At 49.0% G+C, this 12,654-nt stretch carries 12 protein-coding genes; 5 read left to right on the top strand and 7 right to left on the bottom strand.

Annotated elements, in window-relative coordinates:
* Positions 1-3: 3 nt before the first annotated feature.
* The 4 genes from ABIK47_02205 to ABIK47_02220 form a co-directional block, all read right to left on the bottom strand.
* On the bottom strand, positions 4-780 hold the full coding sequence (locus tag ABIK47_02205) for an ABC transporter ATP-binding protein (protein MEO0019437.1): 777 nt from the start codon (positions 778-780) through the stop codon (positions 4-6).
* The gene (locus ABIK47_02210) at positions 777-1,724 is read right to left on the bottom strand and encodes an iron ABC transporter permease (GenBank protein MEO0019438.1); all 948 of its coding nucleotides are present in this window, start codon (positions 1,722-1,724) and stop codon (positions 777-779) included. The genes ABIK47_02205 and ABIK47_02210 overlap by 4 nt, the downstream gene beginning before the upstream one ends.
* On the bottom strand, positions 1,724-2,521 hold the full coding sequence (locus ABIK47_02215) for a cobalamin-binding protein (GenBank protein MEO0019439.1): 798 nt from the start codon (positions 2,519-2,521) through the stop codon (positions 1,724-1,726). Before ABIK47_02215 ends, ABIK47_02210 begins: the two co-directional genes overlap by 1 nt.
* A gap of 95 nt (positions 2,522-2,616) precedes the next feature.
* On the bottom strand, positions 2,617-3,384 hold the full coding sequence (locus tag ABIK47_02220; GenBank protein MEO0019440.1) for a tRNA (adenine-N1)-methyltransferase: 768 nt from the start codon (positions 3,382-3,384) through the stop codon (positions 2,617-2,619).
* A 502-nt stretch (positions 3,385-3,886) separates the two neighbouring features.
* Between ABIK47_02220 and ABIK47_02225 the strand changes: the two genes are divergently transcribed.
* The 5 genes from ABIK47_02225 to ABIK47_02245 all read left to right on the top strand — a co-directional run bounded on the left by ABIK47_02225 (position 3,887) and on the right by ABIK47_02245 (position 10,710).
* On the top strand, positions 3,887-5,188 hold the full coding sequence (locus ABIK47_02225; protein MEO0019441.1) for a T9SS type A sorting domain-containing protein: 1,302 nt from the start codon (positions 3,887-3,889) through the stop codon (positions 5,186-5,188).
* Positions 5,189-5,312: 124 nt separating this feature from the next.
* The gene (locus ABIK47_02230) at positions 5,313-6,611 is read left to right on the top strand and encodes a FlgD immunoglobulin-like domain containing protein (protein ID MEO0019442.1); all 1,299 of its coding nucleotides are present in this window, start codon (positions 5,313-5,315) and stop codon (positions 6,609-6,611) included.
* A gap of 17 nt (positions 6,612-6,628) precedes the next feature.
* Positions 6,629-7,561: a hypothetical protein gene (locus ABIK47_02235; GenBank protein ID MEO0019443.1), complete on the top strand. Its 933-nt coding sequence runs from the start codon at positions 6,629-6,631 to the stop codon at positions 7,559-7,561.
* Positions 7,562-7,656: 95 nt separating this feature from the next.
* On the top strand, positions 7,657-8,154 hold the full coding sequence (locus tag ABIK47_02240; protein ID MEO0019444.1) for a hypothetical protein: 498 nt from the start codon (positions 7,657-7,659) through the stop codon (positions 8,152-8,154).
* Positions 8,155-8,196: 42 nt separating this feature from the next.
* Positions 8,197-10,710 (top strand): peptidyl-prolyl cis-trans isomerase, encoded by a 2,514-nt coding sequence (locus ABIK47_02245; protein ID MEO0019445.1) that lies wholly within the window; start codon positions 8,197-8,199, stop codon positions 10,708-10,710.
* A gap of 84 nt (positions 10,711-10,794) precedes the next feature.
* Here the strand turns inward: ABIK47_02245 and ABIK47_02250 are convergent, their stop codons facing one another.
* From ABIK47_02250 to ABIK47_02260, 3 genes are all read right to left on the bottom strand, one after another.
* Positions 10,795-10,980, bottom strand: a complete 186-nt coding sequence (locus ABIK47_02250) for a hypothetical protein (GenBank protein MEO0019446.1) — start codon at positions 10,978-10,980, stop codon at positions 10,795-10,797.
* 605 nt (positions 10,981-11,585) lie between these two features.
* Positions 11,586-12,389: a hypothetical protein gene (locus ABIK47_02255; protein ID MEO0019447.1), complete on the bottom strand. Its 804-nt coding sequence runs from the start codon at positions 12,387-12,389 to the stop codon at positions 11,586-11,588.
* Positions 12,390-12,400: 11 nt separating this feature from the next.
* The coding region (locus tag ABIK47_02260) for a PQQ-binding-like beta-propeller repeat protein (protein ID MEO0019448.1) at positions 12,401-12,654 on the bottom strand (254 nt) is incomplete at its 5' end.

A 12,654-nucleotide genomic window follows, 5' to 3' on the forward strand; every position in this document is an offset into this window, starting at 1 on the left:
AACTCAAACCTCAGGTAAAAAAACCTGAGGCTGACCGCTTACAGGATGGGGTGTTATAACCGGCTCAACCCCATAAGCCTCTTTTATCAAATTCGCGGTAATTACACCTTCCGGCTTGTCGCAGGCCAACATCCTGCCCTGAGCAAGAAGCAAAATCTTAGAACAGTATTTTGCTGCCTCGTTCAAGTCATGGGAGACAAACACAACCGTTTTGCCCTGATTTTTAAGCTGCAGCAGAATTCGGATAATTGCCAGTTGATGAAACAAATCAAGATGCGAGGTTGCCTCATCTAACAAGATAACCTCGGGTTCCTGTGCCAGTGCCCGGGCAACAATCACCCGCTGTTTTTCACCAGCAGAAATGGAGTTAATACTTTTATCCCTTAACCCGATAATACCGGTTTGAGCCATTACCTCTTCAACCCTTTCCCAATCCAATGCTTTGGGCTGGGCAAATGTCCCTAAAAATGGGTTGCGCCCCATCATCACCACCTCTTCAACCGTCCACTCAAAGGCAAAAAAACTCTCCTGGGGCACAAGCGCGCACACCCTTGCAATCTGCCGCCTGGAAAGCCTATTCAAATCCTTTCCCAACAGTTTTATCCTGCCCCCCTGGGGTTTTAAAATCCCGGCTATCAGTCTTAACAAGGTTGACTTCCCCGAACCGTTAGGTCCGATGACGCCAAAGAACTCACCCTGCTCAATGGTCAAAGAAAACCGGTCAAACAGAACCCTATCCCGGTAACCGAATCTTATCTCCTCAATCTCAATTGCCTTCACACCTTTGTCCTTAAAAGATAGATAAAAAAAGGGACACCAACCAGCGCGGTGATAACCGATAATGGCAGACCGGCAGGGGCAATGGTGCGCACTATCACATCTGCCAAAAGCAACATTCCCGCCCCTAAAAGAAAGGAACCCGGCAAAACAACCCTGTGCCTTGGTCCGAAAACCATCCTTACCAAATGCGGGACGATTAGTCCGATAAAACTTATCGCTCCGGTCCAGGCAACAACCATTCCCACTGCCAGCGAGCCAACCAGAAAAACCATCCTGGTCAGCCTTTGGGCATCAACACCTAAGCTCAGCGCCACCTCCTCATTCAGGGAAATGACATCCAGCTCCCGCGAATGGAAGATAAGCCAGAAACTCCCTGCCAATGCCAAAATCGCGCAGACCAAAAACAGCCAGCCTGACCTGCGGGTAAAAACAACACCTAAATTCCCCATCATCAGATAAACCGCCTCACCCAATGTATGTCTGCCCAAAACCATTAAAAGCATCACCAGACTGGAAAAGAAAAAACTGACAATCACACCGGCAAGAACCAGCCTTGTCACCGTAACCCCTGACTTACTACCCGCTAAAATATAGACCAGACCGATTGCCAAGAGCGCGCCTAAAAATGCCGCAACCGGCAAAAAAAGGCTTGAACCTGAATTAGAAATTACTGCTATTGTTGCCCCAAACGCCGCACCGCTTGCCACACCCAATGTCCAAGGGTCAACTAAGGGGTTACGCAAAAGCCCCTGAAAAGAGCCACCAACAACCGCCAAAACCCCGCCAGCGAGAACCCCGATGCCTATCCTTGGCAACCGGAAATTGAGAATCGGGCTTAAGTTCTTTAAAGAAAAGCCCCCTGGACCGGTAAACACCTCAATTACAATACCAGCAAGAAGGACAAACGCCAGAGCCAGCCAGCCAATTTGCCTTTTATATCCCATTATTGATGCAACAATCGGGCAAGGAGCAAAACCCCATCAACAACCCTTGGTCCTGGTCGGAAGAACAGATCCTCATCCAGTTCTGCATAAATCCTGCCATTTTTTACCGCCCTAATATTTTCCCAGCCAACCCTTTGTTTTACCTCACCTGCCTTAACCCCGGGATGCAAGATCAAAATCACATCAGGGTTTCTCGCTGCCACCATCTCTGGGCTGACAATCGGATAGGGATTGGGAAAATCCCCAAATATATTTCTCCCCCCTGCCCGGCAAATAATATCATTGATAAAAACCCCTTTACCAATACTCATCAAAGGTTGAATCGCAATCTCCACATAGACCCTGGGTGTATCAGAAAAGACCGGCAATGATTCAAGCCTTGTTTTAAGACTCTCAATTACCATTTTTGCCTGCTCCTCGTGGCTGAGGATCCTTCCCACCGATTCCATCTCGGCAAAAACCCCTTCAATATCCTTAGGCTCAGAGACATATACTCTAACTTTAAGTTCCTTGAGCCTTGCAATCAGTTGATTGTGAACCGGTCTTGTGGCAAAAACAACCCCGGGCTTTAGCGCCATAATTCTTTCCAAATCCGGTGCCTGAAAATCACCAACCTTATAAACCCTTTGCGCCGCCAAAGGATAGTCACACTGAGCGGTATTTCCCTTTAAAAGGCTGTCTGCACCAATCGCATAGATGATTTCTGTGATGCTCGGCACCAAGGAAACACAGCCGCTCTTTTCAATCCCGGTTCTACCTCTCCCCTTTTCCCCGCTGCCAGAACAACCAAGCGTCACCAATACCAAAAATAATCCTATCCAAAAATAGTTCTTGGTCCTTGGTTTTGGGTTCCTGGTTTTAAAACTAAAAACCATAAACTACAAACTATGAACTACATATTTGCCTTGTGCGCAAAAACAAGATAAACCGTGTGCGCAACCATTCTGTCAACAGGTCTTGTTCCGGTCTCCCGCAGAAAATATGCCCGCTCAAAAATCTCCTTTGCCCTTATCCGCACAAAACCCTCCCCACCAAGCGCGGAAACAAACCTGCGCATCTGCTCAACCGTTGGCACCAGACCGCAAAGCGGAAACCCTCCTTTCAAAGCCCTCTTTGCCGCACCAACCAGAGTCCAGGGTTCGGGCAAATCAAGAAAGACCGCATCAACCCCCTCCTGTAAAAACCCCTCCTCAGCAGGGTCAGAGACAAAAAACTCGCAATAACCCTCCAGCCCGTAACGCCTGACATTCTCCTGCGCATTCCTGCTGAACTCCGGTCTCCTTTCATAAGAATAGACCCTGCCATCAGGACGGACAAAATTGGCAAGAATCACGGTCAGCGCGCCAGAACCAGAACCAACCTCAATAACCCTTGCCCCGGGAAAAATTAGTGTCTGCAAGAGCGCATAACCGGTATCCTTTGGATAAACAACTGTTGTTGTCCGCTTCACCTTCAAAGCCAGGTCAGCAAGGGTCGGCTTCAAAAGATAAAACCTTGTCCCATACTGGGTCTCAACCCAATCACCAAAATCCTTATTTCTAATCTCGGCAAAATCAAGATTGCCCCGGTGCGTGGAGAAAAGCCCCTTTTCCTGCACCATCACCAGAAACTTCATATTGTCAGAATGGTACAGGAGCACAAAATCACCACTCTTAATCATCGGGCTATTCTAAACCACCTTTCATCTCAGTCAAGTTCCCCTACCCATCTGCCATTCCGACAGAAGACCAGAAACGAAATAGGACTTCGGTTTTCGGTCATTTCTCCTTGGTCTCCTTATCATTCCCGCAAAAGCGGGAACCAATCTCCGCCTGATAAAAAAGGACAAAACCGCAGAAAACTCCGAAAGAATAACAGAATCAAAAACCACCAATGGGGTCATCCCCGGGGTGGGATCTCAAAAACTGATAAATTCGGCTAAGTTATTTATCTTTCAAACTTAACCTGATTTTTCCCGAAATCTTCTTGTATACCTATAAGTATACAAACCCACCTATCCAAAACCCCATTTTTACTTTTCAGGATTCTGGTGTATAATTAAATTAAGGAAAAGAAGAGCAAAAAGGAGGATAGATATCAAAGCAGTTTCCCTTTATTTTGTCCTGAAATCGGGCGGTGAGACAGGGACAAGAAAACTGGTCTTAATAAAATAAAGAGGCATAATGAGACATTTCTTGCCTTTCATTCTCCTTGTTTCTATCTCTCCTGTATTTTCCCAGCAGCGATGGGAGAAGACCTATGGAGGAAACTTTTGGGACAGGGGTTTCTCGGTGCAGCAGACCGTTGATGGCGGTTACATCGTTGTCGGATTTACTATTCCCCTTGGTGTAAATGCCGATACTACTTATGTATATCTTATCAAGACCGACTCTTTTGGTGACACCATCTGGACAAGAAGATTCTCCAGAGGAATTTTTAATATTGGCTCATCGGTCCAACAAACCTTTGATGGCGGCTTCATCATCGCCGGGTTCACAGCCCTCAGGCGTAATTCTTCTAATGATGTCTATCTTGTGAAGACCGACGCCAACGGCGACACAATCTGGACAAGAATCTATGGCGGGACAAATTTTGATGAGGGTTGGTCGGTTCAACAGACTGCTGATGGCGGTTATATCATCGCCGGATTTACCGTGTCCTTTGGCGCAGGAGGGTATAATTTCTATCTTGTCAAGACCGACGCCAACGGCGACACAATCTGGACAAGGACATACGGCGGAACAGAGAACGAATTTGGCTACTCGGTTCAACAGACTGCTGATGATGGCTACATCATCGCCGGATATACCAATTCCTTTGGCGCAGGAGGGGTTGATGTCTTTCTTGTGAAGACCGACGCCAACGGCGACACAATCTGGACAAGGACCTATGGGGGAGAGGAAACGGATGTTGGCTACTCGGTCCAGCAGACTGCTGATGGTGGCTATATCATCGCCGGATTTACCGAATCCTTTGGCGCGGGAATGCGTGATGTCTATCTTATCAAGACCGACTCGTTGGGTGATACGCTCTGGACAAGGACATACGGTGGTGCAACCGGGGATGAGGGTTGGTCAGTTCAACAAACTGCTGATGGTGGCTACATCATTGCGGGATGGAAAGGAGATACTCGGGACAATCCTGATGTCTATCTTATCAAGACCGACTCGTTGGGCTTGGTTTATACGGGTGTGGAAGAACAGGTAACCAAGCCTCTGCCAAATCTCTTGCTTGATGTTTTACCCAACCCGTTCACCAAAACCGCAACCATCCGCTATCAACTTCCCTCTGCCACTCCTGTCCGCATTCTTGCCTTTGACATCACCGGCAGAACCGTCGCCACTCTCTTTGACCAGAACCAGCCTGCTGGCACACACCAACTCATCTGGCAACCAGAAGGTCTTGCTCAAGGCATCTACTTCATCAAACTCCAACTACCCGGCACTTCTCTCACTCAACGCTGCCTGTATTTAACTCAGAGATAATAGAATAACAAAAGACAGGAGACCAAGGACCGGCTTCGGTCTTCTGTCTTCGGTCGCAACAACGGAGTTGTTGCACTCAATATGATTCCTTGACTTTTGCCCCTTCACAAATATTATACCTTCAGTGGCTATTATTTTAGCGTCACTATTGACTCTTGATGTACCCACGACCCTGATTCCGCCACCATTTTCTCACACCCTCGGCTTCACCCGCATCAGCAGTTTCTATCTGAATATGTATTTGGGCGAAGGGTTCAGGGTTGATGAACCTGAAGGGCTATGCTGCGCCAAGATGAAGGAGGAGGAGGACACCACCACCTGGCGCGACGATGCGCTTTTAACCCTATTTGCGGTAAACTCCGGCACCGGTCAGATAGTCTATAATGTCAAACTGACAAAACCAGGCATATTTGGCTCAAAAGGTGCAGGCACAGGTCAGTTCAACCGCCCCCATGGCATCGCCTGCAACGAAAATGGTGATGTCTATGTTGCCGACACCGACAACAACCGACTCGTCCGCCTGCGCTATACTGGTGGTGAACTGAAATGGGTTGGGGTTGTTGACTCCAGTCTCAACCATCCCTATGGGGTGGCGCTTGATTCCAAAGGCAGGGTCTATGTCACCGACACCGATAATGACCGAATTGTGGTTTATGACCAGAACAACACAAAGATTGCTGTCTATCAACCCGGGCTTGAAAAGCCAACCGGTGTTGCGATTTTGGACAACGAGGCACCCTTTAATGACATTGGGCTTGACCTGTTGATGGTTGTTGACCGCTCTGGAACCCGGATCAACCAGTTAAGCCTTTCCGGCGAGATTTTGCGCTCAATTGACTGCCGGCGCATCGGGCTTGATACCGCTAATTTCAACTACTGTGCCTTTGACCGCTATGGTAACCTCTATGTTACCGACCGACTCAACTGCACAATCCATATCTTTGACCCGGGTCTGAAATACATCATCTCCTTTGGCAGGGAGGCAAAGGGTAGCAGCGACCAGCCGGTGTTCAACTCACCAAGAGGGATTGCGATTGGGAGAAAGTTCGGTCAGCTTTTTGTCAGTGAGGCTGATGGCGGTCAGTATTATCTCATTGCGCTTGATGGTTTTCTTATCGGCTGCTTTCCCAAAGAGTTTGACTCTATCCAGCCCGGGACAACCATCGCCATTTATTTAACCCAGCGGGCAGAAATCCTGATTGACATCCTAAATGAACGGAATGAACCAGTTCGAACCCTCACCCCTCCCTATCAACAGGGACCGGGTGAGGTCTTGATTGTGTGGGATGGCAGGGACAATCAAGGTAAACTTGTGCCTCAGGGTGAATACTCAATCAAGGTTACCATCCGTCCCACCTATTCCCGTCCAAGATATACCTTAAAAAAGGAACTTGTAACCCGGGTAACACGACTCCCCGGATAATTTTAGGAGGAATATCAATGAATTTCCAGCAAAAGAAATTTTTCCTCATCCTTGCCCTTTTTTCAACCGCACTCGCTACCAAATATGCCGGTGACTTTGAGGAACTGGGTGCCTCGGCAAGGGCAATTGGTATGGGCGGTGCGGTGGTGGCAGCCAGCGCAGACCCAAGTGCCATCTATTACAACCCTGCGCTCTCTGCACGCCTTAGGCGCCCGAGCGTCCTACTGATGCACTCAGAAGACTTTTCCGGCCTGGTCAAGCACAACTTTATCGGTCTTGCCTTTCCTGATAAACATCAAACCTTTGGCTTTGCCCTTTTGCACAATGGCATTCCTGGGATCAAACTCACCCGTTTGCCCAACCCTGACAGCCCGCCCGGTGAAAACAACCGTCCCTATGTTGATAGAATTGTGAATGCCAATCAACTGGTTGGTTACATCAATTTCGCCCGCATCCTCTCCCCTGCCCTTGCCCTTGGTGCTAATGCCAAAATCATCTATCAAAACCTTGGTGGCACCGCCTCCTGCTTTGGGATGGGGTTTGACTTCGGGATCAACCTCACCCCTTTATCCGATATTGACATCGGCTTGCGCATCCGCAACCTCAGCACCTCGCCCCTTTTCTGGGATACCGGCACCAAGGAGTTTATTACTCCGCGCCCGGCATTGGGTGCAGGCAGGCTTTTCCGTTTCGGCAGGAATAAACTACGCCTCGCCATTGAGGCTGAGGCGGCATTGGAGGAAAAAAGCCTTTTTACCAACCTTGGCTGTGAATACTCATTCCGAGAGATAATTTATGCCCGACTGGGCTCCTATCGCAACAATTTCAGTTTCGGTCTCGGTTTCAGGTTTAAACGTTTTTACCTTGATTACGGCTATGCCACCGGTGTTGCACCTGAGGCAAGGGAACTTGGTAGTCCCCAGCAAATCTCTGGAGGTGTTGAGTTTTAGGTCCAGAATTAGGTAGAAAACTGGTTCATCTTACCGCCCTTTTAATCCCTCTTGTCTATTACTGCCTCCCCTCCCGTTCATTATCGCTGACCCTGATGGCTATCGCTACCGCCGTCTTTCTCATCGTTGACCTGCTTAGACTCAGACTGAACCCGTTTAAGGACATCTTTATTATCCTTTTCGGTTCACTCTTGCGCCGCAAGGAGTTCACCTCCCTTACTGGCGGCAGTTACTTGATGGTAGCATCATTAGTGTGTATGCTCCTTTTTGGCGCCAACAAAGGGGTATTCATTGCCGCCATCTCATTCCTTGCCATTGGTGATACGGTCGCAGCAATTGTGGGACTTTCCTTAGGAAAAATCAGAGTCTTTCGCAAAACCCTCGAAGGCACAGTTGCCGGGCTACTCTCCTGCCTCGGAATTGCCTATTTTGTCTCGATTCTACCCGGTATTGACATGCCGCTGGTTGTTGGTATTATTGGTGCTGTTGCTGCGTCGGTCGTGGAGACCCTGCCATTTGAGATTAATGACAATGTCGTCATCCCGATGTTTTCTGGCACGGTGATGATGATTGTCCTGCAGGTTCTCCGCTGAAGAGAAACTTATGGAAAAGTTGGAAATTTGAAAGGAGGCATAATGAAAATGACCTTTACGATTACTACATTAGGTATCATCACGCTGGCTCTGGGTCTGAATCTGACTCTGCCAGCACTTGATAGCGTCTATTTTTACTACGCTGAGCATAACTATTCACGGGCGTTCGACTTACTCCTGGCCCTTAACAATCAAAGGCTAAACCCGGCACAGCAGTTTGCCCTGCAATTGGAACTTGGGGATTACTACCTGGATAAAACAAAGGATTACCCCCGAGCCGAGTCGATTTACCAAAATTTGCTTATAAACTATCCGAAACACCCTGAGGCTCCAGCAATTATCTACCGTCTGGCACTCTCCCAAGAACTTCAGGAAAATTTTATGGAGGCGGCGAAGAATTACGAGCAGGTTGCCACCCGGTATCTCAAATCACCCTATGCCCAGGATGCCCTTGATGCGATTGAACGCTGCTTTAAGAAAAATTATCAGGAGCGGGTCGCCTATGTCAACGGCTACCCCATCACCCGCATTGAACTGGATGACCGCATCAGCCGCAATCCCGCTGCCTATGAACCCTATGAAAAGAAACTAACACTCTTGGACACGATGATTGACAACCGACTACTTTATGAGGCGGCAAACGCTGCCGGTCTGGCAAATGAACCTCAGGTTGCCAAAACACTTAACGACATCCGCAACCGGCAGATGTTTCAGACCTGGTATGAGCGGTATGTTACTGATAAAGCCGAACCTACGGAAAAGGAACTCCGGGCAAACTATAAGAAAAACATCGCCAAATACACCACCCCGGAAAAGGTCCACGGCTTCCAACTGGTCGTTGCCTCAAAAACCCTGGCTGACTCTCTCCGTGCAGTTCTACTTGCAGATACAGGCAAATGGGACACGATTGTCAAAACCTACTCCATTGCGCCTGACAAGGAACGCAGCGGTGATATGGGGCTTTTTGCCCGCGGCGTTCAGCCCAAACCAATTGAACAGGTCGCATTCAAACTCAAACCCGGTGAAATCAGCATACCCATCGCCATCAATGACACCTTTTATATCATCCGTGTTACCGAGAAAAAACCAAAGGAGGTCAAAACCTTTGACCAAGTAAAAAACCAGATTGCGGTGGAACTGCGCCAGGAAAGGAGCAATCAGATTTATGAAAAGGAGATTGCCCGTCTCAAAAAGGCGGCAAGTGTGATTCAGGACACCCTGGCAATTGACCAGAACAAAGATACCCTCGCAGTTGTCAATGGTGTGCCCATTACCAGCGAGCAACTTGAAGAACGCCTCAACTCCATCCCGCCATTCTTCCGCGGGCAGTTTGAGACCCCTGAAGGCAAACGACGCATCCTTGACCAGTTGATAGTTGAGAAACTCCTCCTGAAGGAGTGTGAAAAGGAAAAAATCTGGCTCAGCAACCGGGTTATTGACCAGCTCCTCAACCGGCGTACCGCTATCCTGATTGACGCCTACCGCAAAAAAGAGACAACCGAAAAGGTTCAACTTGACTCCGCCACCCTTTATGCCGAATACCAAAAGACCATCAATGACTTCAAGGAGCCAACCCGGGTCCGCTGCCGGGAGATGGTAACAAAAACAAGGACAAAGGCAGAACAGCTCCGCACCTGGGCGCTTGCGGGCAGAATTCCGCAGATGATTCACGGCATCGCCCTCTTTGTGTCCGACCCGAACAAGGCGCAGGAACTTGCCCAAAAATTAAAGGAGACAACCAACACCGACTCCCTTGCCTCACTTGGTGCCCTTGCTCCAGCCAACATCCGCCTTCCCAACACACCGGTGCAGAACATTGCGGGGAAGGATATTCCTGACCTCACCCAGCCCTGCAAACTCGCCGGACCATTTACCTCCTCTGAGTTTTGCGCCTTTGCCTTTGCCGACCTCTCCTCAGCAGACCGGCTCTATCAGCCCGAACTGATTACGGTCCAGACCCAGGAGCAACTTCAGAAACTCCTTGCCGAATCCACACTCCCTAGTATTGACTCCTCCCATCTTGGCACCTATGTCAAACTCGCCTCTCCCCTGCCGGCATCATTTGTCAAATCCCTGTTCAAACTAAACCCAGGCGAAGTCAGCGCTCCATTCCAGACCCCAAGCGGCTACCTCATCGTCAAAATAACCCGCAAGGACACCGCCCAGAAGATTGAATTTACCGACCTCATCCGCCGCTTTTCGGTTTCAGGCAGCAAATGGTCAGGCGGCGAAATCTCCTTAACCCGTGATGACAAAGCCCGGGACCAAAAGGTGGTGAGCGCCGCCTATAGCCTGAGCAAAGGGGCTTTCTCTCCTGTTATCAAACTGAACGACACCACCTACACCTTCATCAAAATGGAGGAAAAGAAACCGGCTTATACCCGTCCATTCAGCGAGGTCAAAGGTAAGATAGAAAACAAACTCCGCCGCGAAAAGGAAAAGGAACTCTACGACCAGTTAATCGCCCGCCTGCGGGAAAAGGCAAAGATAGAAATCCTGATGAAGGAGGATGACTTCAAAACCGAAACCACCGAACCCGCAGAGGAACAAAAGTAAAGAGCACAGAGAGTATAAGGGGCGGCAGTTAATGCCGCCCCTTTATCTTCAGCCTATTCTGTTCTGTCAGCACCACCTTCCGGCTCAACTACTTCCCTTCATTCTACTCGCCGGCTTGGCACGGAGCATCTCATAGACCAGATAGCAGTCGTTCCAGAGTTCATCCTTGATTCTGTCACCATCACCCCAGTCCAGTCCAAAAGCCTCCCCAAGGGTCCAACCTTGAATGATGACCCCTTGGTCCGCAGCACTTGTAAAGGCAACAAGCACTACCAAGGCTGTTATCAGCCTTTAGCTCTGTTTCATCTTTACCTCCTGATATTATTTAATTTTTATTAATCTGCCAACGACCGGATAGTCCGCTTCATTAATAATAATCATATACACCCCTACCGGCAGCTCCCTAATGTTTATATCTACGATATGCTCTCTTGGCGGCAGAATTCCGAGGTTAAGCCCAAATCGCCGCCGACCAACAGCATCGACAAAAGCAAGTTGAACCGGTCCAGCCCTATTCAACGCAAATCGTACCGGAACCTGTCTGCAAAAACTGGATATCCATATCCTTGACCAACCCGCTGGACTAACTGATTCACTTACACCGCCAGCGGAGGGACTTTTGGTGTAATAGATGTGCATTGGATCCAAACTCCAAAGAGCAAGGTGCAGCCATTCTCCGCTGCTGACAAGACTTGACCAACACTCGTAGGAGGTTATTTTCTCTGGTGCTGACCAGCCGGTATCAATCCGGACTGAATGAAATACACCGGAGTCCGGATTTGAGGATGTCCATACCACATTCGGACGATTGCGATTATCAATGCAAATTTCCGGGAGAAAAGCATTAGCACCAGGCGGACTCACCCGTTCCGGACCTATCCAGAATCACCCCGCTTTGTGGTGTAAAATATCCCGGCTCCACCTTCCTCCCAGACGATATGGGGAACGGAAAGCGAATCAACCGCTACCTTCTCGTAATATGACTGACGGTGAGGATAGGAATCGGGAAGATGCACATGCCTTGTCCAGGAATCACCATTATAAAATGAGTAGTCAATGCCGTAGGTAACAAAACTCATCCATACCGCATGCAGGTTATTATCACGGTCAGCCGCAAGTGAACCACCCTCCAGGTCCTCGCTGTCCTGAGCAACAAGAATCGGCGTCCAAAAAGAGTCGCCTTCGCTATCATACCGGGAATACCACATCTTTTCTAAGCCGCCAAGTTCACCAAACAGCAGATGGATGCGATTGAGGCTGTCAACGATAATATCATCCGGCACGCTGTTGCGGTCAAAAGCAAGTTTTGGCGTTGACCAGGTATCGCCCAAAAGCCTAGAGTATTTGATCTTGGGCGGACGGACATCCTGAGTGCCCAGCAGCACAAGAGGCACTCCGGCAGTGTCAACTACAATTCTCGTGCGCCATAATTCACCAGGGTCACGAAACACATTCATCGGGATAATCCAGGTGTCACCGGACCGGCGTGAGTACATTATCTTGTAATGCAATGGCGGACCCTCACGCCAAGAGATATGCGGAATGCCATCTCTGGATACTGCCAAATCCGGAATCTGAACCCAGTAGCCCTCTGGTCTTCGGTCAACCCGCTCCGGCGGTGTCCAGGCTGACGCCAGTGAAATAAATAATATCAGCCCGCTCAGTAACAATCTCTTCATTTTGCCTCCTCTTAGTTATTTGTTGAAACCTTTCCTTCAAACTTACGACCTTTTCCCCCTCCCACACCACCCCCAACTCGCCCGGTGTTCTGGTTGTCGTGCTTAAACTTTGGCCAAGGGCTATTGGCAAGAACTCCTGAACCCTGAACTGCATTTAGATAACCATCACCCGAGCCAATAAATATTATTCCATCCATTGCTATCGCTGCAGACCAATCAACACCTCCTCCTATCAAGTAACGCCATTTGAGGGTACCATCCCGAT

It is taken from the genome of candidate division WOR-3 bacterium (assembly GCA_039801245.1).
GTDB lineage: Bacteria > Hydrothermota > Tepidihabitantia > Tepidihabitantales > Tepidihabitantaceae > JAOABP01.